20 protein-coding genes are annotated in these 24,284 nt (G+C 45.0%); 8 read left to right on the plus strand and 12 right to left on the minus strand.

Going from position 1 to position 24,284, the window contains the following annotated elements:
* Positions 1-4: 4 nt before the first annotated feature.
* The 12 genes from B9A22_RS14160 to B9A22_RS14215 form a co-directional block, all read right to left on the minus strand.
* Entirely contained in the window at positions 5-2,191 is a 2,187-nt protein-coding gene (locus B9A22_RS14160) for a hybrid sensor histidine kinase/response regulator (protein WP_084576426.1), read from the minus strand.
* A gap of 40 nt (positions 2,192-2,231) precedes the next feature.
* The gene (locus B9A22_RS14165; RefSeq protein ID WP_084576428.1) at positions 2,232-3,770 is read right to left on the minus strand and encodes a CheR family methyltransferase; all 1,539 of its coding nucleotides are present in this window, start codon (positions 3,768-3,770) and stop codon (positions 2,232-2,234) included.
* Positions 3,767-4,795 (minus strand): chemotaxis-specific protein-glutamate methyltransferase CheB, encoded by a 1,029-nt coding sequence (gene cheB / locus B9A22_RS14170; protein ID WP_084576430.1) that lies wholly within the window; start codon positions 4,793-4,795, stop codon positions 3,767-3,769. The genes B9A22_RS14165 and cheB overlap by 4 nt, the downstream gene beginning before the upstream one ends.
* 11 nt (positions 4,796-4,806) lie before the next feature.
* Positions 4,807-6,333 carry a methyl-accepting chemotaxis protein gene (locus tag B9A22_RS14175; protein WP_084576432.1) on the minus strand — a complete coding sequence of 509 codons (1,527 nt, stop codon included), beginning with the start codon at positions 6,331-6,333 and terminating at the stop codon, positions 4,807-4,809.
* 169 nt (positions 6,334-6,502) lie between these two features.
* Entirely contained in the window at positions 6,503-6,892 is a 390-nt protein-coding gene (locus B9A22_RS14180) for a hypothetical protein (protein WP_084576434.1), read from the minus strand.
* 13 nt (positions 6,893-6,905) lie between these two features.
* Positions 6,906-7,424 carry a chemotaxis protein CheW gene (locus B9A22_RS14185; protein ID WP_084576435.1) on the minus strand — a complete coding sequence of 173 codons (519 nt, stop codon included), beginning with the start codon at positions 7,422-7,424 and terminating at the stop codon, positions 6,906-6,908.
* A gap of 243 nt (positions 7,425-7,667) precedes the next feature.
* Positions 7,668-9,401: a sensor domain-containing diguanylate cyclase gene (locus B9A22_RS14190; protein WP_084576437.1), complete on the minus strand. Its 1,734-nt coding sequence runs from the start codon at positions 9,399-9,401 to the stop codon at positions 7,668-7,670.
* Between the two features lie 159 nt (positions 9,402-9,560).
* The gene (gene ddlA, locus B9A22_RS14195) at positions 9,561-10,658 is read right to left on the minus strand and encodes a D-alanine--D-alanine ligase (RefSeq protein WP_084576439.1); all 1,098 of its coding nucleotides are present in this window, start codon (positions 10,656-10,658) and stop codon (positions 9,561-9,563) included.
* Positions 10,659-10,787: 129 nt separating this feature from the next.
* On the minus strand, positions 10,788-11,594 hold the full coding sequence (gene modA / locus B9A22_RS14200; protein ID WP_084576441.1) for a molybdate ABC transporter substrate-binding protein: 807 nt from the start codon (positions 11,592-11,594) through the stop codon (positions 10,788-10,790).
* An 18-nt stretch (positions 11,595-11,612) separates the two neighbouring features.
* Entirely contained in the window at positions 11,613-12,440 is an 828-nt protein-coding gene (locus B9A22_RS14205) for a beta/alpha barrel domain-containing protein (protein WP_245823996.1), read from the minus strand.
* A 414-nt stretch (positions 12,441-12,854) separates the two neighbouring features.
* Positions 12,855-13,214 carry a hypothetical protein gene (locus B9A22_RS14210; RefSeq protein ID WP_084576443.1) on the minus strand — a complete coding sequence of 120 codons (360 nt, stop codon included), beginning with the start codon at positions 13,212-13,214 and terminating at the stop codon, positions 12,855-12,857.
* Between the two features lie 179 nt (positions 13,215-13,393).
* Positions 13,394-13,687: a YtxH domain-containing protein gene (locus tag B9A22_RS14215; protein WP_084576445.1), complete on the minus strand. Its 294-nt coding sequence runs from the start codon at positions 13,685-13,687 to the stop codon at positions 13,394-13,396.
* A gap of 565 nt (positions 13,688-14,252) precedes the next feature.
* Between B9A22_RS14215 and B9A22_RS14220 the strand changes: the two genes are divergently transcribed.
* The 8 genes from B9A22_RS14220 to B9A22_RS14260 all read left to right on the plus strand — a co-directional run bounded on the left by B9A22_RS14220 (position 14,253) and on the right by B9A22_RS14260 (position 24,283).
* Positions 14,253-16,421: an FAD-dependent oxidoreductase gene (locus tag B9A22_RS14220; protein ID WP_176215523.1), complete on the plus strand. Its 2,169-nt coding sequence runs from the start codon at positions 14,253-14,255 to the stop codon at positions 16,419-16,421.
* Positions 16,411-17,454 carry a hypothetical protein gene (locus B9A22_RS14225; RefSeq protein WP_084576458.1) on the plus strand — a complete coding sequence of 348 codons (1,044 nt, stop codon included), beginning with the start codon at positions 16,411-16,413 and terminating at the stop codon, positions 17,452-17,454. The genes B9A22_RS14220 and B9A22_RS14225 overlap by 11 nt, the downstream gene beginning before the upstream one ends.
* A 175-nt stretch (positions 17,455-17,629) precedes the next feature.
* Positions 17,630-17,977, plus strand: coding sequence for an NHLP leader peptide family RiPP precursor (locus B9A22_RS14230; RefSeq protein WP_084576460.1), 348 nt, complete (start codon positions 17,630-17,632; stop codon positions 17,975-17,977).
* Positions 17,978-18,077: 100 nt separating this feature from the next.
* Positions 18,078-18,410, plus strand: coding sequence for an NHLP leader peptide family RiPP precursor (locus B9A22_RS14235; protein WP_176215524.1), 333 nt, complete (start codon positions 18,078-18,080; stop codon positions 18,408-18,410).
* Positions 18,411-18,520: 110 nt separating this feature from the next.
* Complete coding sequence (locus B9A22_RS14240) at positions 18,521-20,290, plus strand: B12-binding domain-containing radical SAM protein (protein ID WP_176215525.1); 1,770 nt, start codon at positions 18,521-18,523, stop codon at positions 20,288-20,290.
* A gap of 35 nt (positions 20,291-20,325) precedes the next feature.
* On the plus strand, positions 20,326-22,080 hold the full coding sequence (locus tag B9A22_RS14250) for a B12-binding domain-containing radical SAM protein (RefSeq protein ID WP_176215526.1): 1,755 nt from the start codon (positions 20,326-20,328) through the stop codon (positions 22,078-22,080).
* Positions 22,081-22,097: 17 nt separating this feature from the next.
* Positions 22,098-23,279 carry an efflux RND transporter periplasmic adaptor subunit gene (locus B9A22_RS14255; RefSeq protein ID WP_084576466.1) on the plus strand — a complete coding sequence of 394 codons (1,182 nt, stop codon included), beginning with the start codon at positions 22,098-22,100 and terminating at the stop codon, positions 23,277-23,279.
* Positions 23,280-23,323: 44 nt separating this feature from the next.
* Positions 23,324-24,283, plus strand: a complete 960-nt coding sequence (locus B9A22_RS14260; RefSeq protein ID WP_245823999.1) for an HlyD family efflux transporter periplasmic adaptor subunit — start codon at positions 23,324-23,326, stop codon at positions 24,281-24,283.
* Position 24,284 lies beyond the last annotated feature (1 nt).

Consider the following 24,284-nt stretch of genomic DNA (forward strand, 5'->3'; position numbering starts at 1 on the left):
AAGCTTACTGACCAATTACATTCTGAACTGTTTCAATAAGATTATTTTGATCAAACGCACCTTTCACAATATAGGCGTTAGCACCGACCTGAATACCCCGCCGCTTATCTTCCGCCTTCTCGCGAGAAGTTACGATTATTACCGGAATTTGCCGATATCGCTCATCCTGGCGCAAATGCAAAGTAAGACTAAATCCATCCAGATTAGGCATTTCTACGTCAGTTATAACAGCATCATATACTTTTTTGCCAGTTTTTTCAATGGCGACCAGCCCATCCTCAGCTAACTCCACCTGGTATCCATAGGACTCAAGGATGCTTTTCACAATATCTCTTGTATTGGCAGAATCATCGACTACCAGAATGGTTTTGCGTTGTTTTTGAGAATTAACTCCAAAAAAATCGCCTATATCAGCCTTATTTTCGCGGGCTTGCTTAATTAATGCCGTGACACCAAGCACACTAATTATTTCATCATTACTGCCGACAGTAAATCCGGAAATCAGAGCCAGATGCTTTATCGCTGAAGGTAAAGATTTTATAACCATGTCAGCTTCACTGATGATAGCATCAACAATCAGAGCCAAGCGTTCAGTGCCTGATGCCACTAAAACAACCTGCAATTCCTTTTGCTCACGCTTCGCAACTTGGGGGCAGCTCAAAATAGTCTCAAGTTCCTCTAGCGGAACAAGTTGCTCACGTACGCGCAACGCTCGTTTGCCGACGACATTGATCACCTGGCTGGCAGGTACCATTATCACCTCTTGAACCGAGTATGCAGGTACAGCAAATGTATGGCTGGAGGCCGAAACAATTAACATTCGGGAAAGTGCCAGTGTAATTGGTACTTTCAGTAAAAAAGTCGTTCCTTCACCTGCGCGTGTCTGGATTCTGACAGATCCCTTGAGCTTATCTGTAATTGTTTGCCTGACAACATTCATCCCTACACCACGCCCAGATATGTCGGTAATAATGGAGCTTGTACTAAAACCAGGCAAAAAGATTAACTCCAGTAGTTCCATTTCCGTCAGTTTATCCACAGCATCTTCTGTTAGCAGCCGCTTCTCTATCGCAGTCATTTTTATATGATCTAAGGATATTCCGGCCCCGTCATCCTGGAGTATAATCGTAACTCCCCCTGAATCATAAAAAGCCGACAGCCGGATGACTCCCCGCTTGTCTTTACCTGCCATAACCCGAGTTTGCGGCAATTCGATACCATGATCAACCGCATTCCGAATCATGTGCAGTAAACAATCCCCTAACTGCTCAATAATTTTACGGTCAAGCTCGGTATCTCCCCCCTCAACCTGAAATTCAATCTCCTTGCCGGTTGAATAGGCAAGATCCCTAACCACGCGGTTAATTTTATCAAAGGCTGTTGCTATCGGCAGCATTCGAATTTTCAAAGACCGTTCCTGTAGCTCGGTGGTTAGAAGATTTTCAATTACAGCATCATTGCGTAATGAATCTTGAATCTTCCGCAATTGACTATGCAGAGCAATTAACGTGCCTGCCAATTCTTTACGATCATATTCTCCATGCTCATTATTGTTATTTGGGAGTGATACTAACTCAAGACTTGTTTCTGACAGCCGCATAATATCATGAACTATATACGCTTGCTGTTTTTTCCGGTACTGGTAGGAAACCATTTCCCCCATCAACTGGATTAATTCATCCAACTGTTCTGCACGTATTTGGACAAAATCATGTTGTATCACTGTGAGTTCCTTTTTTTCATCCATACCACGCGCTTCTGCTAACTCAGAAGCGCTCTGTACCGGACATTTTTCCTGCTGCCCATTTTCCTTAAGCAATTGCACTAGTTCAAAGCAGACCGGCGGCAACGATTCTGGCAATGGGTTTCCGACGGCAACATCAGCAATCAGTTGGCGGATAGTGTCAACGCCTTTTAACAAGAGGTCCATTAATTCTCTAGAAAGGCTTCTTTGTCCATCACGCAGCAGCTCCAGCACGTCTTCCATTCGATGCGCCACCTCTGAAATTGCCGTCATCTTCAGCATCCTGGCAGCACCTTTTATCGTGTGCGCAGTCCGAAAAATCGAATCAAGGACCTCTTTTGCAAAGCCGCCCGCCTCTAGCGCGAGTAGTTCTTTTTCAATCTGATCGCAATGTTTGGCGGCTTCCTCTGCAAATCGTGCCGAAAGCAGTTTAATATTTAGCGCCATAGCCCCTATCCCCCTCCTTTCATAAAGAGCTGCAGCAGCCTCACTCCTTCAATTTCGCGATGTTGTGCTGACATACTTGGATAAAGTCATCTAACTGGAAGGGCACTAAAAAAAAGCTTAACCCGTGCTTTTCAAAGTTCCCCTGCCTCAGTATTCTCATAGCCACTTCGTATTCCCGTTTTGCATAAGCGCTCTCTTCCTGCAGTTGATACACCTCAGCCAAAAAAAAGTGAGCCAGCCAACACTCGGGAAACACATACACGGCTTCCTTAAACCGTTGTATCGCCTCTTCCCTTTGTCCGGTAAGCTTTGCTGCCATGCCTAACAGCAGATAGGCTTCTAAGCAAAAAGCATCAATCACCAACGCTGCCTGACAAAGTTCTATGGCTGCTTCAACACTTTGCTGGTTAAGGAGAATATTGGCCTTTAATGTATAAGCCTGATCGAAAAATGAATCAACGGCAATGATCTCGTCTAGACGGCCGATGGCTTCATCATATCTTTTGAGTTTTACCAACTCCAGCGCATCTGTTAAGATTTGCTGGCAACTATCGCCTTTGTTATCCATTAGTAGGTGTTGCTTGCTGCTTGGCGGACTGCAATGCAGCCCTTTTGACTCAGTTATAGCTGGCCGCGTTTTTACCTGTGGCGTGAACTTTTTCCTTGATGTATCTGGAGCAATGTACTGTATATCAATTGCTGTTAACGCCCCTGCATCAGCTTTCCGGCTATCCATTGAGTCATTGTCTTGCTTTCGGTAATAGAATGTCTCGCCATTCTTAACCAGTGACATCAAATTATTGCTATGATATAAAGTTTCCGTACAGCTCAGAAATAAGCAGCCACCGTGATTGAGCAAACCGGCCAACCGGCGAAATACCTCTTCCCGTTGCTCTTTAGAAAAATAAATGGATACATTCCGGTAAAATACGATATCCGTATTACAAATCCACTCCGGATATACTGGCTCGAATAGATTAAGTGATTCAAACCGTACTTTTTCTTTTACGAAACTTTTAATCACAAAACTTTCTTTTGATACTCGCTCAAAATAGTTATCTCTGATATCTTTGGGACAGGAACGAAAAGAATAAAAGCCGTATAAACCGGCTTGAGCCTTTTTTATCGCTTCCTTATCTACATCAACGCCGATTACTTCGAAGTCCCAATTGATTCCCGCACCAGGCATTTTGAGAGCAGCTATCGCCATGGAATATGCCTCCTCGCCGGTTGAGCAACCAGCACTTAACAGGCGAATCAAAGGATATTGCCCCCCGTTTCTTACTAACCGGGGAATCACCTGCCTAATCAAAACATCAAGGTGCATCGGTTCGCGAAAAAAATATGTCTCATGAACTGTTAAAAGGTTAATCAGCAGCAATACTTCTTCTTCATGCTGCTGTAGCAAATTCAGATACTCGCCTACAGTAGAAGCTTCGCATTCCTCAATACGTTTTTGCACAGCCTCTTGCAGCAGTTCCAGTCGCTGCTGGCGAAACTCTAGCCCGTAGCGCTGATTAATAAACAGACCGAGCTTTTCTAATTCTGGGTTTGTCAGCCGATTTGCTTGCATTATCATAAGACAGCCACCCTAGCCAGTGTAGTTGCAATATCACTTGCCGCCACAACATAATCTGCTAAACCACCTTCTATTACCAGTCTGGGCATATTGTAGATTAGCGAAGTTTGCTCGTTTTGAGCTATTGTAGCCCCGCCACCGGTTTTAATTGCTTGCATTCCCTTAACTCCGTCCTGCCCCATGCCTGTAAGAATTACACCTATTGCTCTATCCCGATATACTTGCGCCACAGAAGAAAGCAGCATATCACAAGAAGGATGGTAGATGTTCCCGGGTAAACAAGGTAATAGCTCAATATTTCCGTTTACGCCAACCTGCGCGTTATATTCCGGAGGGATAATTAATACTCTGCCTGGAGTCAATGGTTCTGCCTGCGATGCCACCCTTACGTCAAGTGGCGTCTTGTGATTGAGCCAGTCTGCCAATGCTTCTGCAAAACCTTCAGAAATATGCTGCGCGACAACAATAGGAACCGGAAAGTCGGCAGATAGTTGTGATAGAATAGTTTCCAATACCCTTGAACCACCTAATGAGGATGCAATGGCTACCGCTTTAGAGCGGCGGTTTGTTCGTTGCTCCATTATAATATCGTTCTGCCTCACCTGTTTGTTTCCAGTAATATGTTTGATTACTTTAACCCCAGCCAGCAATTTTATCTTATGAATAAATTGCTGGCAATGCGCAGAATCGATACTAGGTTTTTCAACTACCTCTAAGGCGCCTCTACTTACCGCTTCATATGCCAGGCTAGCATCGCCATATGAGGTGACAACCATTATTGGAGTAGGATTATTCTGCATGATGGCTTCAATCGCTTCTAATCCGTTCATCACAGGCATCTCGATATCCATAATAATTAGATCAGGCCGCAGAAGAAAAGCAAGCTTCACCCCTTCTTCGCCATTTGTCGCCTCACCGACTACTTGAATGCCGGACTCCTCAGCTAATAGTCCAATCATAAATTCCCTTACAACAGGGCAGTCGTCCACGATAAGCACCCTAACATAATTCTTCCGAACATTCATAGAATCCCCGCCTAACTGCTAGCTTGATCTGCTGCAACCTTTTTTCCATTATCAACTACACGTTCCAGTTCCTCGGCCAGCTTAGCCAATTCCTTACTAATCGTTTTTGTTTGTTGTATCATAGCAGTATTATCATTTGTCCCTTGCTTAATCTGCCTTAATGCCGTCAGTACCTGCTCGCCGGCTGTTTGCTGCTGTTGGATAGAAAGAACAATTTGGCGAACGGCATCTGTTGTCTGATCTGCTGCATTCTCTATGTCATAGATAATAGAAACAGTACGCTCCGAATAAGACATCCCATCTTCAATCCCTTTGGTATTCTTTTCGGAAGCAACTACCTGCCGGCTCACTGCCGCAACAATTTCATTAATCTTGGTTTCGATCTCCTTTGTTGATTCCATAACACTATCTGCCAAACGCCTGATTTCCAAAGCAACTACCCCAAAACGTTTGCCAGCATCTCCGGCACTGGCTGCCTCTAGAGCGGCATTAAAGGCAATCAGCCGGGTCTGGTTAGCAATATTATTAATAAACTCCATAATTTTGTTAACTTCCTTCGACCGATGACCTAAAGCAACAATCTCCTGAATATTAACTTGGTTATCACTATAGATTTCCTTCATTTTTTCCATCAATGCTTCAACCTCGGCAACTCCTTGCCGGGTTCTCTGCAAAGTCTGCGTAGCGCTATCGGCCACTCCCTGACTATGGTTGGTAATTAAAATACCCGAAGAGGAAAATTCCTCCATAGTTGCAGAAATCTCACTAACCGAGGATGACAGCTCAATAGAAAAACTTGCCTGGTTTGTTACTGTTTCATCCATTTTTGCCGCATAAGTATTTACTTTTGTAATGGCTCCAGCCAATGGCTGGGTTATGTAGCGGTTAATAAAGAACCCTGCTACAGCAATAATAAGTACAAGGGCAAAGGCTGATATCAGCAGATATCTTTCAACCGTATGCCATATCTCTTGTTGAATATAGTTTTCCTCTTTATGGACAGCGGTCTCCACGTCATCAAGGTATACGCCTGTCACCACGATCCAATTCCACTTGCCAACGGTTTTACCATAGGATAATTTGGACTCGGTTTTTGTGGAACCTGGTTTCATCCAAACATATTGTACTGTACCTTCGCCCTTCTCTTTGCATTGTTCAAGAAGTTTCAGTAAAAAAGCATTATTCTCTGCATCTTTTATGCTTGATAGAGCTTGTCCCTCTAAAGCTCGATCAATATGAACCGCCATACTGCCATTCGTATTAATGACCAAAAAGTAACCATCACTGCCATAGCGGGTATTACGCACAAATTGTTTTGCCTCTTCCTCTGACATTAAGGAAGCAGTGCTGGAGATCGATTCAACAAGATTTTTCATGTTATCTGTTTTTTGTTTATAAAGCATATCCTGGTATTCGTGCAAACGGACTTCCCCCCGCTGAAGCGTACCCGAAACAGAAACATAGGATAATACTGCCACTAAGCAACACATAAAAAGAGCCATAAGTCCGATTATCTTTACCTTAAGACTACTGTTCATTTTACCCTCCCCTTATATGACTGTACCTCATATCTGATTATTACTACTACTTGCAAGTCGATAAAGAGAGACTTAGCTTCAGGTGGGGTTTTTAACCCCATCTGAAGTTTAGTCGACCTTATCCAGGGACTTAGCCGCTCTTAACTCCCGCCTATAGAGGACGGGAGTCTTAGAGCGGGTTAGTCATCGGATTAAACAGTTGATTTTTATAAAAGTCAATCAGTATTATTACACCGCGCTCCTGCGGCAAAAGTCCCCATACGCCTTTATTTCCCGCCCATTTAGTCAGAATATCAGGCAGTCTGCGAATATCGTGTACCGAGAATATTGCTACCTCGTCAGGCTCATTAATCAGGATAGGCGTCCCTGTTTTTTGTTTAATAATTAGCATTTTTGAATAATTGCAGTCTGCTGAAGAACCTATAGCCATCAATTGTTCAAAACCTACAGCATTCCCGGCAACATCAAAATTCATTAAATAAGCAATTTGGTCAATATCAATACCATAGCGAGTGTCCCCTATCGAAAAAACCAATAGTTGGAGTTCATTCTGTTCCACATTCATAACCTCGTTAGGAATTTACCTTTTCTATAATCCAGACAACATCCAACACTGTTACCATTTTATTTTCATATTCAAACTGACTTGATGCAAAACGCCTGAAACGTTCGTCCATGGTTGGCAGCAGCTGCACATTTGCAGATACCGGTACATCCACAACATCCACAATATTATCCACCAAAATTCCGTTTCGTCCGTCCCCTTCCCGTACCATTACAAAAAAACCACCTGTTACCCCTCTCCCGGTTTCACTAATACTAAGTACCTGCTTTAAATCAAGCACCGCCGCCACATCACCCCGTACATTAATCACCCCTGGGATTAACGCAGTTGCACCGGGAATCCAGGTTATCCCCGTAAAAGGCAGAATTTCACGAGCTTGACTGCCATGGAAAGCAAATAAATACTTCCCCAGTTGAAAAACCAAAAAATTAATCATTTTTTCATCTATTTCAACTATCTTCTCTGCCTGGCTACGGCTGCCAATCTGACTAAGAATAGTGTCACTTCTTAATGATCCCTCCACCACCTTTTGCTTACACCTCCCTCATTTATGCCATATTTCTCTATAATATAGCATGATGCTATTCTATTTTACTAGGTTTTTTCTTGATAATAACCAGAGTTTAACAGATCAATAGTGTTGAAAAGAAGTTAGCGTATACTGCAAGCCGGCAATGGAAGAAGACCAAAAGACAACTTAAATCTTTTGGTCTTCTTCCATAAAGTTGTAACATTCGACAAATCTCATAACTCATATTTCGAATGCCGGTTATAAACATGCAACCTGGTTTCTTCCGGCTGCCTTAGCTTTATACAGCGCTTCATCAGCACGCTGAAATAGCTTCTCAGCATTGTCATCACAGGTTAACTCTGCTAAACCGACACTGGCTGTCACTGTTACCGTCACATTAGGATCAAGCGTAAACTCTTCAGTCTGGATCTTTTCCCGAATACCATCTGCAATCCGTATGGCGTCATCACAATTGGTATTAGGCAGCAAGACAACAAACTCTTCACCGCCATACCGAAAAGCTGGCTGCGATTTTTCCAGTTCATTCAGCAGAACGTTACCAAGCCGAATCAGCACTTGATCGCCTTGCCAATGACCGTAACTATCGTTATACGTTTTGAAGTGATCAATGTCAATCACCATGAGTGTCAATAGCCTGCCATCCTGCAGTGCTGTATCTACTTCCCGTCCCAGTAGCTCTGTTAAGTACCGTTTATTATACAAGCCGGTCAGTTCATCAGTAAGGCTTAAATCCCGGTAATACTGCATGTTCTTCGTCAAGGCAGCTTCTTTTAACCGTAAAGTTTTAAATCTGTCCGATAAAGCAAAGGAAAGCAATATTGATTCACAAGCTGTTGCAACCAATAGATAATTGACAGCAGAAAATGTATCTGGTATATACGCTGCCAGCACCCATACTACAATTCCTATTGAGAGCACGCCCCAGGCAAGCAGATAAAAACGGGCTGGCCGAAAACCCTGACGCAAACGAAAAACAGCCAGCACCATGATCACAAGTGGTCCTGCCAAACCCAAACCGTGTGCAATTTGGTTAGCCCAAATATTATAGCCGCAAACACCTAAGATACCCTGCAGTAGGGCTGTTACCAAAAGTGCTGCCCTAATCTTATTCCAAAGGGTATTTTCACTGCGAACTTGCAGAAAATGATGAGTAAAGTAAATCGACGAGATAAATGCAGCAGCTAACCATACCCAAAAAATGGCATTATACAGTTCATAGGAAATGTCCAACCACAGCCTTAGATAGCCATGCACCTGAAACTGATACAGCAACATGAAGCCAATATATAAAACATAAAACAAGTAGGCTTTATCTCGCAAAACAAAAAATATAAAAAGATTAAAAAAAAGCATAGCTAGGAGAATCCCATAGAAAATACCAAAACCGATATTTTTCAAAAAAGCCTCTGTGATAAATGAATTCTCCCGCCATAGTACAACAGGCAGCCGCAAAGCCGAACTACTTTCAAGCCGAAGATACAAAAACTGATCTTGCCGGTATTGATCGGGAATAGAAAATACCCAGGTGTTATCCAGAACGTCTCTGCTCGCTGCCGGTCTACTTACGCCTACTGCTCTTGTAAGATAATGTAAACCCGAAGCCGCATTCTGGTCAGCAATGGGTATAAATAGGTCGATCTTGTCAATATTCGGATTTTTGAACTGTAGCAATTGACTGGCAGTCATCGTTTGGGGATCATTGGGCGGCAGCTGAAAGCGTATCCAGTACACAGACTTGGTAATACCTAGAGAAATTACTTCATGGGGATATTGCTTAAATTGATTAGTAAAGCCAGGTGATCTTATGGTATCAATACTATATTGGCCACCTGCATCTTCCATCAATTCAAAATCAGTTATAGGGTAAATGTTATGTTTAGACTTTTCCCCTGCAGATACGGTATTAAATAACCCATTAGAAATAATTGACACCAACGTCACTAAAACTATCAAGAAAACTTGCGTTATCATTTACATTATCGCCAACCCGATTTCATCATTTACTAATAACTATTATTTACATAGTATTTTTATTAACGTTCGATATGGACGCGTGTATTCCCTTTCATTTGAATGCAAAATAGCACCCATGCCTGTACAAACAGTCATGGGCGCCAACAAAGAACCCGTTTAGACGTAAGATGTTTTTAATTGCTGCTCTCTAGCATGCCGCTCAAGTGCTAACTGGATGAGTTTATCAATTAACTCAGGATAACTGATGCCGCTGATTTCCCACAGCTTTGGATACATACTAATTTTCGTAAAACCTGGAATGGTATTAATTTCATTAATAATTGCTTTATTATCTTTCGTCAGGAAAAAATCTACTCTGGCCATTCCTTCGCAGCAAAGTACCTTAAATGCCTTGATCGCTAGCTCCTGAATCGCTTTTTCTACCTCACTAGGGATTTTTGCTGGAATAGACAAAACAGCCCCATTCTCATCTATGTACTTTGCTTCATAAGAGTAAAATTCTTGCTGGGCGATAATCTCTCCAATCCTGGAGGCAATTGGCATCTCGTTACCTAAAACAGCACACTCCACTTCCCGGCCTGCAATAAACTCCTCAATTAGCACCTTGGTATCAAATCTAAATGCCTCTTCAACAGCGTTGATAAACTGTTGCTCAGTTTTCACCTTACTGACACCGACGGAAGACCCCGCGTTTGCTGGCTTGACAAAGAGCGGCAAGCCTAGATACTGTGAAATTTCGTCAAAGTTTAACTGAGCCTGATTCCACTTATACACAACCAAAAATTTAGCAATAGGAATACCCGCATCCCGCAAGAGACGTTTAGTTACATCTTTGTCCATACCAACCGCAGATCCCAAAACCCCTGCCCCGACAAAGGGGACATTTGCTAATTTCAGCAGCCCCTGAACCGTACCATCCTCACCATATGGGCCGTGCAGAATCGGAAAAACAACATCAATATTGCCGCTTATCCGGCTATCGGCAATATGTAAAAGTTTTTGACTTTCCTTCCCAGGCACTAATACTACATCTTTTCCCGTTTTACTTAGCGCAATAGTTTTCGGATCATTACTATTGAGCAGAAATTGCGAGCTGTCATTTAAGTACCACTGCCCGGTTTTGTCTATGCCAATTAAGGTTACATCATACTTTTCTTTATCGATCGCATCAATAACGTTTTTTGCCGACTGTAAGGAAACTTCATGCTCAGCCGACTTACCTCCGAATAAAATCCCGACGTTAACCTTCTTCAAAAGACCATCTCCCATTACCCTTATTACCTTAATTTATTTCATCTTTCGAAAGATTATCCCTGCTAGTATTTTAAACAGGATAAACTTATCTGAGAAAAAAATGGTGTCAGGTCACTGGGATGGAAGTCTTTATTGATTCGCACCTATGGCTTTAAATCCGTACTTTACAAATACCTTCATTCCCTCAGGGCCAGCGAGATAGGTCAGAAACTCATCTGCAGCTTGAGGTTTTTTGGCATTGCTTAATACTGCAGCCGGAAAAACAATCGGCTCATTCGAACCTGCCGGTGCTCTGGCAACAACAACCACCTTATCGCTAGTCGCCGCCACGGTGGAAAACACAATCCCTCCGTCGACATTACCAGTCTCAACATGAGTTAAGATGGTGCGAACATCTTTGGCAAGTACGGCCCTGTCTTTTACAACATCCCAAATCCCAATTTTTTTTAGAACCTCCATACCGTATTGGCCGGCAGGTACCGTTTCCGGAGCACCCAGTCCGAAACTCTTTACCTTTTCAATATCTTGAAAACTCTTGAGCGATAATTGCGCATTTTTGGCTGTAATAAGCACTAATTCATTACCGACCAAAGGCCGGCGGGTATTGGACATTAGCAACCCTTTTGCCTGTAGGTCGTTTAATTGCTTATTAGCTGCCGCAATAAATAGATCTGCAGGTGCGCCCTGCTCAATCTGAGTTGCGAGAATCCCGGAAGCTGCCAAATTATAGATAATTTTGATATTAGGATTTTTTCCCTCATAGTCTTTCTGAATATCCAGCAAAGCTTCTTTCAAACCCAGTGCAGCCGAGACATTCAACTCAACCGGTGTCTGCTGGGCAGCCTGAGAGGAAACCTCCTTGTTCCCGCCGCAACCAGTGAGTACGATAACTGCAATCAACATGAATAATAAAACCGTAATTAGTTTTGTCTTCACTTTGGTACTTAACCTCCTCTAGACTTTTTCTATCCGACAGGTAATATCAAGCGGCGCAGCGTACAAGACCGAACTAAGCACAATAATGTCTACGTGACTGGCATAATCTTTTACCGTTTCTAACGTAACGCCTCCTGCCACCCCGAGTTTCAGCCGGGGATTGATCTCCCGCAGCTTACCTGTAACGTCACGAAGAACCTCAGGTTCAAAGTGGTCAAGCAACATAACATCTACAGCTCTAGCATATCGGTACGCTTCTTCTTCGCTGCTAGGCTCAAGTTCAATTTTGTGCTGCAAAGAATAGAGATTCTGTGGCAATTCACCCAGTATCCGTAGATGATTCTGTGTTATCAGGATTGTATCACTCAGCGAGTTGCGATGATATAACGCCCCGCCATCTAACACGGCCTCCATTTCATCAATACGCATTCCCAGATGAGCCTTGCGCGTAGCAACTACAATCTGAATATCAGAATTTACCGTTTTAGCGGCCTCTACCAGCCTACTTGTCCGAGTCGCAATTGCGCACAGCACAGTAAGATAAGTCTGGCAAATCCGCCACAATTTAAACAATGTCGTAAGCTCTCCCACAGCTTCAATAATTACACCACCTGGTAAAACTTTTTGGCCGGGAAGCTGATATTCACCAACCTGAAGCATTTTTGATTCGAAGAATTTTTTTAGGCGTGGCGTACCGGAAACAACAGCCTCAACACGGCTTATAAAGCGAAATCTGCCCTGACCGGAAAACTCTAGCATTTCGGTTGTAATATCCCCATAGGGGCAATCCTCCTGCAACCCGACTTCCAAACAATCAATCAATAGCGGCCCCAGTCCTATTAACACAATAACTCCCCCCGTCACATTCTAATCAGATATAAAAAATCAGCTAACGTAATTAAAATTAAACTACATTTAGCTGACACAACTTTGTATCGATTACTAATAAATCATGCATCTTTCATTAAAATCATTTATTTAGTCTATAAATATAAACAAACATAAACTAACATAAACAAATATAAATTATCACAATTTATTATACAGTTAGTTTTAGCTACATTACAACAGTTTTTTTTAATTTTCCTGCCCTGCTTGGGCATTCCCCTAGAAAAGTTCGCAATATTCGGGCCTCTTTTCTTATATAAATAGCCGCCCCAAGGGGCGGCTTAAGAATTGCTATTAATAAATAGATTGGTTTTGGCGCTCAATAGGCTCACATAGCAACTCTGGAGTTGGTTCACTTCGTCATTATGCAAGCTACTTTGAAAATACCGACTTGACGACCTCGCCAGCAATCCTGGCATAGAGAGCGAAGGTCTCGAAACTTTCCCGCAAATCCTCTACCGTATCGGTAATTTCACTTGGAATTGCGCGAACTGCGCTAGCAGTCTGAACAGTTGCTTCCTTTAAACTCACGGTAAGTTCATTGACATTGGTGAGCGTTTCCTGGAATAGAGAAACGGTTGCTCGTATGTCACCTTGGTGAGCAGTCAAAATTCCTTGAACCAGGCTAAGGACACCTAACGCTCGCCGTAAAACTGCAATTAGATATCCAGCAATGATAACAGCCAACACAAATAGGATAAAATAGGCCAGATCGTATAGTGAGATATACACATTAATCCCCTCTTTCGGCACAATTAATCAACAACGGCCGGGCATTCCTGCCCGACCGCCGCCCACTCCTTCCTGTGATAAAGTAAACACGGCTTGCGCCGAGCCTTTGGCGATAGCGGAAGCCGATGTTGTCCTTATCCAGACGGAAAGTTATACTTTCTTACAGGAGAACATTATGGTTAGCCTTCCGCTTCCACAGGGGAATTCGTCTTTTCGGCGATTGTCTTCTTCGCCTCTTCAACCTTTTCTTTAGTTTTTTCAACAATTTCTTTAGCTTTCACAGGCAGTTCTTTAGCAGCGTTGACAATGTCAGCCCGCGTTTCCTTGCCTGCCTTCGGTGCCAATAGTACGCCAGCGGCTGCTCCAACAGTTACACCAATGGCAGCACCAATTGCTGCATTTTGTAAGGTTTTCTTCCGTTCCTTTTGCTTACGTTGTTTTTTGCCTTTTTCGATTATATCCATAATCGACATGCAGACCACCTCCGTATTTATTGAATAATTTTATATATATTTTTAATTATTCGACAAAAAATGGTAGAAACCTTCTGGATAATATAAATCTAATAATAAATACTTTTGGAGATTTCATTTGTTTGATATGAAACTCAGACTTACGCAGTGAATTGAACTTCCCTTGCTTCTAATTACTGCTATATATTTGCACTCGGTAATTGCTAACAAACATCAGGCAATGGGATTACTGGACGAACTATTATCACAATAGAGATAAATGCACAAAGGGCCTGTCTCATTTATTGATGACAGGCCCACTTTTTGTTCTTACATTAAGTTATATTTGCTTTCGTTAGTAAATTAAGCTGACAAGTGACTCTTACTGTTAGTCTTATGCAGCCTTGGTAGTTACCTTAGCACACATTGCCAACTTCCTTAAAATAGAATCTTTGTAAAATCTTTAAAAACTTGGATTTAAGAATGTGTTATATTAAAAATAAATGTAAGAAGAAGGTAAAATAAGTCTATATCTGTCAAAATATGCGAAGAAATGCCTTCATTCACTCAAGGAGGTAAGATAACCATGAACCAATACTATGATGCGGTGATTATTGGCGCTGGGTTGTCCGGACTAGCTGCTGCCTGGGAATTAGCAGGCATGAAAATCGCTGTTTTGGAAAAAGAAGCTGCTGCTGGCGGACGGGTAAAGACAGGTGCATTTGGCAGTTTTCATTATGATTTGGGTGCTATTTTCCGTTTGGAAAGTACGCTGCTGCCGTTTGCTTTGGGGCAGCATGAGATAATGGACGAATCAGAAAAGGTTGGTCTACTGTATAACGGGCAGCTCTTTTTTGGTACCGGGGTTATGTCTTGCATTGGTTCAGTCGGCGGGCGGCTTCGGGAGGAAGCCCGGAGCGCTTTTTATAAATTCCATGAGGATCAAACGCCTGACTATAATACGATGAGCCAGGATTGTCAGGAAGTCCTCTCAGCATTTTTTCAGGTCATTCATCCCGGTGAGCTGAGTTCTTATATCCCAACCCGGCAGCGGGATGCCTGTGTAAAACACAGCTGTTCCCATTTGGTGAGCGGCAATGCAGCAATTATTGATAGTTTCCTGAGTTCGTTAGGATCGAAGTGTGAACTTTGGCTTAATACTGAGGTAGAAGCTGTTATTCAAGAAACCGGAATAGTGCGAATTATTTGTAACAAAGCAGGAGAAAGACAGGAACTTTTGGCCCGGACGGTGCTGGTTACCGTGCCAGCACCGCTGGCTAGAACCATGATTACACAGATTGATTCACCCAGTCAGGCATTTTTGAAGTCGTTGGCTTACGGTGCTGGAGTGGTAGTAGCTGTTGGCATTAAAGGGGCCAGCATTCCTGATTTTGCGTATCTTGTTACGCCGCAGTTATCCACAAGTACAATTATTCAGCACCATACCCTGGACAAGCAGGTTCGGGTGTTGCTTGTATATTATGCCGGTGCAAAAGCTGCTGCGCTCAAAACTATGACAGATGATGTAGTTGTTGAAGGAACTATTCAAGAGTTGATCAATCTGGAGTTTTGCCAGCGCCAGCAGATAATCTTTACCGACATTCAACGCTGGGATTATTTAGGACCCATCATCAATACCCAAAGCTACGGCCAATGGGATAAACAAGCTGTCAAACCATCAGCACAGGTGTTTTTAGCTGGAGAATATGTGGCTGTGGCTGACGGCCGGGATATTATGCCATATGGTATGGCGGCCGCCCTTCAGGCTGGCGCCGAGCAAGGGCGCGCGGCCCGTGCGCTCCTGGAGGCAGCGGAGGATTTCGTAAGATATCAGGATACCTTCTTAGTTGATGTCTATACCTACAGGCTGGACGGCTCCCGGCCGGTCTTTATCAAGCACAGCGAGGAAGGTAATATTGCCTTTTATGGCCTGATCTTGCAGGCTACCGGCGATATACGGCTGCAACAATATCTGATAAGCGCTAGTCTGAACGGGTTATGGGAATACCAAACCGGATTCGGGGTAACGGCTGAAGACAGTGCCTTGGTATTGGAGGGATTATGGGAAACCGGAACCGACAGGCAGTTTCTTTTGCGCAGTCTGGAAAAACTGGTAGAACAGTTTTATGATCAGGACGCTGGTGCCTTTTGCACCATTCGCAAGGGACGAGCGAAATATTGGCAGGGTGCTTCGGCTGATGCTACCGGTATGATTGGTTATTTACTGGCTTGTTTGGCGCCAACTGAGTATCAGAGCCAGATTGCAGCTTGTGTAGAACATGTAAGGCGTACTCAGAACGAACAAGGTTTTTGGCGGGGAAAATGGTTTCCCTCCTATCTGATTACTACCTGGTATAGTCTGCGGCTGCTCAGTGCGGTCGACACGGAAAACCATATGGCGGCAATGGCCAAAGCGGTTTCATATGTTCTTAAAAAACAGCAGGATAATGGCAGTTGGAATCTTTCTGTTATTGACACTGCAGCTGCCCTCTTGACCCTTAGGCAGGCAAAATCGGCAAATAACAAGAGTCTGCCAGCTTTGCATCAGGCCATGTTAGCGGCAAAACATTGGCTTATACATTCGTCAGGCAAAAGGCCCTGTGGTGAGCCGGTATTGTACTACTTGTTTGAAGAAGAAAATTGGTTACAGGAAAGACTCAACCACACACTGTTTTTTCATTGTCAGGACAAGGGGCAGATAGCGGCGGCCTGGCGGCAGCTTGCTCTGCGAGGTGGTAATGAGCATGAAAAATAGCATTCTGGCAAATTACTTTCGCCAGCTCCGGCAGAGTCCGGTTGGTGACAAGGAACAAATAGATTCCTCGCTTAGCCGGCTAATTGGGTCTGAACGTTGTGATTATATCGAATTATTGACCGAACGTATCGGCTTTTTTCCCCAAGCCCGCAATTTCGGCTTGGAGTGTCCGCTGGGGCAAGAGGATAAGCGTGGTGATTTCTTTATATGCCTGACGCGCAGCCAGTGGGGAGAATTGCAGCTGCCACCGGGGTTCGCTGTCGACCCAGCCTGGCAAAAGATTGCTGCCTTTGGTGCTTGGTGGCTCAAAGCAGCAAACCAGGCGGCATTTATTCGTGATGAAGTGTGGCTTGAGTTTGATTTGGCCAAGCCGCCCGCTGCTATACCTGTTCCCAGTTTCTTTTTTGGCGTGTTTGGTCATGAGCCGCAGAACTACTTGCCGGCGGTACTGGCTGGGCTTAAGGCCCTTGGTGTAACTATGCCTGCAAGTCAGGGCGAGGTGCTTGCACGGTGTTTAGCTCTGCTTGCGCCGGTGTGCGCGGGCTTTCAGATAGGTATTATGCTGTCACGCCCCCAGGCGCCGCTGCGACTATGCGCATTTTCAATTACGGGGCCGGACCTAAAGGTGATTTTTTCTGAGTTAGGCCTCAGTCCGTTTGCAGATACGCCTGATTTGGACACAAAACTTTGCCAAAATGGCAGTGTCTTTTCGGCGGTAGATCTTGATATCGGTACCGGTGTGGGACCAAAAGTGGGATTAGAAATTGATTTGTCCCAGGTTCACAGTGTGCGTGAACAAAAGCACAGTACATTGTGGCCGGAATTTGTCAATAGGCTGACTAAACGCGATTGGATAACGGCCGATAAAGGAGCAGGCGTGTTAGCCTGGCCTGGCGGTTGGCGTGACGGCAGTACCGACGACTGGTTGCAAGGCGAACCAGTGTTACTGCGGACAATTAGTCATATTAAGCTTGACTTTCAGCAAAAGGCGCCGCCGCGGGCTAAAGCCTATCTGCAATACATCATTACCTAGCCTGATTTTTAGCTCTTCACTACCAGTCAAGGCAGCCTATCTTTTTTTCCTTGCCTGTCTTGATGCTGGCTTAATAGAGAAGAACAGAAGAGGGAAAGGGGGCTAACATCAAACCGCTATAAGACAATCAGTTGTATGAAAGTTTCCCAAATAAGCAAATGGAGGATGAATAAAAATGACAGAACAAAAACAAGAAGAAAAGACAATGACCCGGAGTGACTATGAACAATTGGTATCAAAAAAGACCTGGGAGGATCCTAAGTTCTTGGAAGAGCTGCGTCGTGATCCTAAAGGCGTTTTAGAGAAATTCGTTGAAAAACCCCTGCCGGCTTCCTTGGAAGTGGTGCTGGTAGAAGATCAGCCGAATAAAATCTATTTCCGCATTCTGCGCAACCCAGCAGAATTGTCAGATGAAGAGCTTGACGGCATTGCCGGCGGCTGGGATTCGCATGATACGACCAATGTGGCCTCTACTGTGGCCTCTACTGTGGCAACTGTTGGTGTTGTTGTAGCTTGCGCGTAATAGAGAAGAAATGAAGAGCGAGGGGAGCTAACGCTAGGAGGCTATACAACAGCCGATTGTATGGAATTTTCCTAAATAAGCAAATTGGAGGATGAATACAATGACAGAACAAAAGCAAGAAAAAAAGTCAATGACCCGGAGTGACTATGAACAATTGGTATCAAAAAAGACCTGGGAGGATCCTAAGTTCTTGGAAGAGCTGCGTCGTGATCCTAAAGGCGTTTTGGAGAAATTCATTGAAAAACCCCTGCCGGCTTCCTTGGAAGTGGTGCTGGTAGAAGATCAGCCGAATAAAATCTATTTCCGCATTCTACGCAACCCGGCAGAATTGTCAGATGAAGAGCTTGACGGAATTGCTGGTGGCTGGGGTCCGTCCGAGACGTCCATTACGGTATCTGTTGTAACTACTACTGTTACCGTTGCTTGCGCATAAACCTCTCCTAAATTTGCCGTACATGCTAACTTTGAACCAGGCACATCTGGCCGGGTTCAAAGTTAGCGGCTTCGGCAAAGAAATTTGAAATTACTGCTATGGGAGGTCAAATGGACAAATATCAGGTACTGTTGATACAAGCAGAAAAGGCCTCTGACCCGCAGCAACTGTACTTCCGGCCGGCTGTATCCCTGCTGGGGCTGGATTTACTAGCAGCCTGCGCCGACAGGCAGGGGTATGCCGTAAAAGTGTATGATGGCGAAGTGAATGATGCCGCTGCTGTGATTGACGAGGAATTAACCAATAAAGGCGTACAATTGGTGGGGTTCTACTGTCATTACTATAATATGACCGAAGTTATTGCTTTAAGCTCTTATGTTAAACAACAACATGGTGTGCCTGTGTTAGTGGGCGGGCCGCAAACGGCTGTCTTAGACCAGGAATTTCTTACTGCTTCCGGTGCTGACGTTTTAGTGCGGGGGGAAGGAGAACAAACCTTTCTGGAACTTTTAGCTCATTATTTGGATGGAAAAGGTGAACTGGCAGCAATTGCCGGGATTGTGTTTCGTGATTTAGCCGGGAAGTCAGTCATTACCAGGGAACGGGAACTCATTCATGATCTTGACAGCCTGCCTATTCCCAAGGCTGACAATAGATTAGAAAATATCAAGCGCAAGACGTTTGTCAATATTATGACCGGGCGAGGTTGTCCGTTTGCCTGCGCTTTTTGCTATGAGGGCCATAATACCGCCGGGGTTCGTTACCGGAGTGTACCTAATGTACTGGCTGAGGTGGAAACGCATCTGGCAACCAGCAATAAACCCCAAGAATTTCTGGCTTTTTCGGACGATACCTTCACCCTTGATTATCAGCGAGTGACTGCACTCTGCCAGGGGTTGAAACGTTTACGCAAAAAATATGACTTTATGTGGTTTTGCGAAGGTCATGTCCGGACCATCTACCGCCATCCGGAAATCATTCCGCTCATGGTAGAAGCCGGCCTGGGACGGATTCAAATCGGTGTAGAGTCTGGGGTTCAGGACATTCTTGATACATATAACAAACAAGTCACACTGGCAGAAATTAAAGAAGTAGTGCGACTTTGCGCCGCACACCGCGTACCTCAGGTGTACTGCAATATTATTATTGGCGGTGCTTTTGAAACCAGAGAAACGATTGCCCAGTCAACAAAATTTGCTATAGAACTGCTGGAATTGGGCAAAGGTATGCTGGCAATTGGCTTGCCTGTTTATATGCCGTTACCCAATACCGCCATGACCCGCCATCCGGAAGAGTACGGCATTGAGCTGCTTGATCCGGCTTCCGAGTTTTCACGGGGAGTCGACGATTATCCGGTTGTGGCAACCGCAGCTCTAACACGGGAAGATATTCAAAAAATTAAACAGGAATTTTTCACTACGCTAGTGCAGACAATGCGTCGGCTGACCGACGAAGTCGACGTGGAACAGGCACTGGTTTCCTGCCGGACGGCCTTAACTTACGGCAAGACAGGCGAATGGTATCCGTTTCTTATCAGAGAGGAACATAAGCGGTTATTTTTCAGCCGTCTGGCTATGATCACAGGTACGAAACGCATTACTGCGCTGACAGTTGAAGAACTGCTGAATTGGCGGCCTTTACGCACGGTGCCTTTGCCAGGCCATAGCGGACAAGGAGTTCGTATCCACGGTTATAACCTGGCTCCGCTGGAAACTGCCGTACTGGCCTATACTGTTGGCAAGCGCACTGTTGGCGACATCATCAGTCGACTGCGAGCAGAGTTTGGCAGTCCCCAGGGCGAAGCAGAGTTTGCTGCCGCAGTCATCGCGATATTGCAGCAATTTGACCGCCGGTGCTGGGTAACATTTTCCCGCTTTTAGATAAAAGCGGAATAGTTACAGGAGGAGGGAACCCATTGCAGTATAAGATTTTGTTGGTTCATGCCGAGCGGTATTACTTTCGCGGCCAGATAGCAAAACTGCCGGAAATTACCGGACTGAGTCTCTTGGCGAGCTATGCTGACGCCCGGGGATATACAGCACGGGTTTATTGCGGCGAAGTCAATAAAGCAGCCCAAATATTGAAACAGGAAATTACTGAAGCCGGAGTACGCCTGGTGGGGCTGTACTGCCACTTCTACAATCAATCAGAGACTGTTGAATTGTGCAAATATATCAAAGGCTCTTTCGGCTTGCCGGTAGTGGTTGGCGGGCCGCAAGCTGTGGCTTTAGCTCAAAGTTTTCTGCAGGATTCGGGAGCCGATGCCGTGGTGCGGGGCGAGGGCGAAGAAACCTTTTATGAGCTGGCGCAGTATTTCCTTGAGGGCAAAGGCACACTTGGCAGTATTAATGGTATAGCTTTTTTGGATGATGCCGAAAAAGTGGTGGTCACGCCGGAGCGGCCGCTGATTGCCGATTTAGATACCATCCCTTTGCCGAATGCAGATCATCATTTGCCCGAGTCTTTTGACGACAGAGTGATTCATATGCTCACAGGCCGGGGGTGTCCTTTTGCCTGTGCTTTCTGCTATGAGGGTCATAATACGCGTACCGTCCGCTACCGCAGTGTTCCCAATGTGCTAGCAGAACTAGAAGAAAAACTGGACCGGATGGATAAGAAACAGAAACGGAAAGTGGTATTGTTTCATGACGATACCTTTACTTTAGATGTCGGCCGGGTGTCCGAACTATGTGCCGGATTGTCCCGTCTCAGAGAAAACCATGATTTTGTCTGGTATTGTGAGGGGCATGTCCGGATGCTTGTCCGTCAGCCGCAAATGATTCCCTTGATGCTGCAAGCAGGTATGGTGCGGCTGCAGATTGGGGTCGAATCCGGCGTTCAGGCCGTGCTTGATAAATACAACAAACAGACGACGCTGGCTGATATTGAAGAAGTTATCAGGCTCTGCTTCAAAGCCGGTGTGCCTCAGGTAGTGTTCAATATTATTGTCGGCGGTGCGCTGGAGACCGAAGAAACCGTGCGCCAATCCACCGAATTTGCCCAAAAGCTGATTAAGCTGGGCCCAGGAATGGTCGAAATTCATACCTCTTTGTATATGCCGCTGCCCAATACACCGATGACTACCAATCCCTGCCAGTATGGCTTACGTATTCTGGATATTGAATCCTTCACCTCGATGGCTGATTATCCTATTGTTGAAACCGAAACCCTGTCACGGGAACAGATTTTTGCCTTAGAACAAAAAGTAAAAAAAACCATTGCTGCTACCATGAACACCTGTAAAGAAGAGGTTTCTTTGCAACGAAGTGTACAGTCCGTTTACCTGCGGGAGAAGTATGGTCTGCTTGCAGACTGGTATCAGGTGTTAACCGCTGAACCCCACAAAGCTATTTATTTAACCAGATTGAATAATGGCATGAAGTATTCTGCCGAGATTATTCCGGGAAGTCTTAGCAGCTACCGCCCGGTGCGCTGTGTTAATCTTACCAACCATGACGGGATTGGTTTCTGTATTTATCATTACCGCTTGTCCGCTTTAGAAAGCGAGGTATTGCTGCACTCGGTGGGCAAGTTAACGGTACGGCAAATCGCCGAGCGGTTATATCCGTCCTGGGGAGAGGAACTGACCTTGGGCGAGTTTAGCGTCAGGGTTACCGAGTTGCTGCTGGCGTTTGAACGGCGGTATTGGATGACTTTTTCAGAGTTTTAAGGTAAAGAAGGTGCGGTATGCGGAACAGATATATTTTTGTTACTTTAGCTGCTATTATGCTGGTGGTTGTTATGCTGGTCGGCTATGGTATTTATATTAACAGTGCCAGTAACACTCATGTGGAAAAGCTTTCCGCTGCTCAGTATTCGACAGTGGTTGGTACGTCAGCACAATACCGGGAACTAACCCCGACTTTATATTTGTCATCAATCACATTGCAGGCAGATTCCATGCTGGATACCCATTTCAAAGTCGACGGTACAATTACCAAAGTTTATATTTCGCCTGGTGACCGGGTACGGGAAGGTCAGATATTAGGCGAGGTTGTTAACGATGAGCTGCCGTCGCAGTTGGTGCAGGCGCAGAGCAAGATCAATGAAGCTACGGCCAATTATATTAAATGGGATCAGACGCTGAAACGATACCAGGGGATTATTAATACAGGTGCTATTTCCCGCCAGCAGATGGATGAAGCCGAAGCTAACCGGAGCGTGGCTATGGCCGAGATTTCCTCCAATCAGGCCTATCTTGAACAGATGGGGACCCGGGTGGCTGCCCAAAAAATTATAGCCCCCCGGGAAGGTGAAGTGCTGAAGGTATATCATTTTGCCGGCACTACCATCAGAGCAGGTGATTCGTTAGCCATGATCGGAGATTTCGCGACCCTGTTTGCCAGAACCAATCTGCATGATGAGATATTGCGATCGCTTCTGCCGCTGGATGGCAACTTAAAACTATTTATAACACAGGACAATGTACTAGATAAACTGTATAACTCCAACTACCGGACAAGTAACCAAGCATCTGACCAGGAATTTGCTGTGTCTATAGTGAGTGTTGAACCGTCGCTTAATGCCCCTTCTCCGTATCGGACAGTGGTTTGGAAGGTAAATAATCCCGCTATACTATTGGAGCCTGGGGATTATTTCGGGGTAAAAATTGCGCGCGCAGATCAAAAAAAAGTGTTGGCTATACCCCGCGCTGCACTGATGGAGGAAGAGAAAACAAACCGGGAAGCCTGTGTCTTTGTTGTTACTGCCGATAATCGATTAGAAAAACGTCAGGTTCTTACCGGCATACAGGACGATACTTATGTTGAAATACGTAAAGGCTTGGCAGCAGAAGAAGTTGTTGTGGTTTCCGGCAAAATTGGGCTTGTACCGGGAAAAATGGTACAGGTAACACCGGGATCTCCCTAATAGTTCTGCAGGAGTGCAAAAGAAAGGAGATAACAAGCGTGGCAATGGAACAGAGTCGGGGGGTATTCCAGCAGAAGGCCTTGGATCGTCTGCGTTCGCCTGAAGAATTGGACAAATTGGTGTCTATTACTACCCCTTTGGGATGGGTAACGCTGGCAGCTATATTGCTGCTGATATTCTCCGGGATGATCTGGGCTGTTTTTGGCGTAATGGCCACAAAGGTCAACGGGGCTGGCATGATAATCGATTCCAATGGAGTGGCCAATATTGTACCTTTGGCTAGCGGGAAAATTGTGCAACTGCATGTTGAAATGGGTGCCCGCATTCATAAAGGGCAGGTGGTTGCCACTATGATACAGCCGGCTACCGGACAGGATATTGCCCGGGTTAGGGGGGAAATGAGCACAGCTTCTTCAATCGCTGATATGACTGGCAAGGCAGCTCAGTTAGATGCCTTATTCGCAAAACAGAGCAGTGAAGATAAAATAGTAAGTTCTTTTGACGGGGTAGTCACAGAGCAAAAGGTTAAACTGGGTCAGTTGATTCAGGCCGGCGACCCGATTTTTGGCGTGCGTCTTGATCAGGAGCGTGAAGATCTGGATGTTGTGCTCTATGTACCAGTCTTAGACGGTAAAAAAATTATGCCAGGCATGATTATCCAGGTTAATCCCGGGGCTGTTGATACCTCGGAATATGGCTCGTTGATTGCCAGGGTAAATCAAGTGTCTGAGTACCCGGTATCCTCCGAAAGCATTTATAACTGGGTTGGCAATAAGGAAATGACCAATTGGATTACCCAGCGCGGCGGCGGTGCTGTAGTCGAAGTCCGGGGTGATTTAATTAAAGATAAGGAAACCGCCAGCGGCTATCTATGGTCTTCGGTTAGGGGTTCGCCAGATCCGATTACACCGGGTGCTGCCTGTACCGGCAGTATTGTTGTCAAACGGGAGCCGCCTGTCGCCAAGGCATTCCGGAAACTTACCAACTGGCTGCGGAGTGACTAAG

Source organism: Sporomusa malonica, assembly GCF_900176355.1.
Taxonomy (GTDB): Bacteria; Bacillota; Negativicutes; order Sporomusales; family Sporomusaceae; genus Sporomusa; species Sporomusa malonica.

What these genes read in the sequence shown, in the direction of transcription:
- B9A22_RS14235 (WP_176215524.1), top strand. Translation starts at nt 18,078, where the DNA reads ATGACAGAACAAAAGCAAGAAAAAAAGTCAATGACCCGGAGTGACTAT.
- B9A22_RS14255 (WP_084576466.1), top strand. Translation starts at nt 22,098, where the DNA reads ATGCGGAACAGATATATTTTTGTTACTTTAGCTGCTATTATGCTGGTG.
- B9A22_RS14175 (WP_084576432.1), bottom strand. Translation starts at nt 6,333, where the DNA reads ATGAACAGTAGTCTTAAGGTAAAGATAATCGGACTTATGGCTCTTTTT.
- B9A22_RS14225 (WP_084576458.1), top strand. Translation starts at nt 16,411, where the DNA reads ATGAAAAATAGCATTCTGGCAAATTACTTTCGCCAGCTCCGGCAGAGT.
- B9A22_RS14240 (WP_176215525.1), top strand. Translation starts at nt 18,521, where the DNA reads ATGGACAAATATCAGGTACTGTTGATACAAGCAGAAAAGGCCTCTGAC.
- B9A22_RS14230 (WP_084576460.1), top strand. Translation starts at nt 17,630, where the DNA reads ATGACAGAACAAAAACAAGAAGAAAAGACAATGACCCGGAGTGACTAT.
- B9A22_RS14260 (WP_245823999.1), top strand. Translation starts at nt 23,324, where the DNA reads ATGGAACAGAGTCGGGGGGTATTCCAGCAGAAGGCCTTGGATCGTCTG.
- B9A22_RS14160 (WP_084576426.1), bottom strand. Translation starts at nt 2,191, where the DNA reads ATGGCGCTAAATATTAAACTGCTTTCGGCACGATTTGCAGAGGAAGCC.
- B9A22_RS14165 (WP_084576428.1), bottom strand. Translation starts at nt 3,770, where the DNA reads ATGATAATGCAAGCAAATCGGCTGACAAACCCAGAATTAGAAAAGCTC.
- cheB (WP_084576430.1), bottom strand. Translation starts at nt 4,795, where the DNA reads ATGAATGTTCGGAAGAATTATGTTAGGGTGCTTATCGTGGACGACTGC.
- B9A22_RS14220 (WP_176215523.1), top strand. Translation starts at nt 14,253, where the DNA reads ATGAACCAATACTATGATGCGGTGATTATTGGCGCTGGGTTGTCCGGA.
- B9A22_RS14190 (WP_084576437.1), bottom strand. Translation starts at nt 9,401, where the DNA reads ATGATAACGCAAGTTTTCTTGATAGTTTTAGTGACGTTGGTGTCAATT.
- B9A22_RS14215 (WP_084576445.1), bottom strand. Translation starts at nt 13,687, where the DNA reads ATGTCGATTATGGATATAATCGAAAAAGGCAAAAAACAACGTAAGCAA.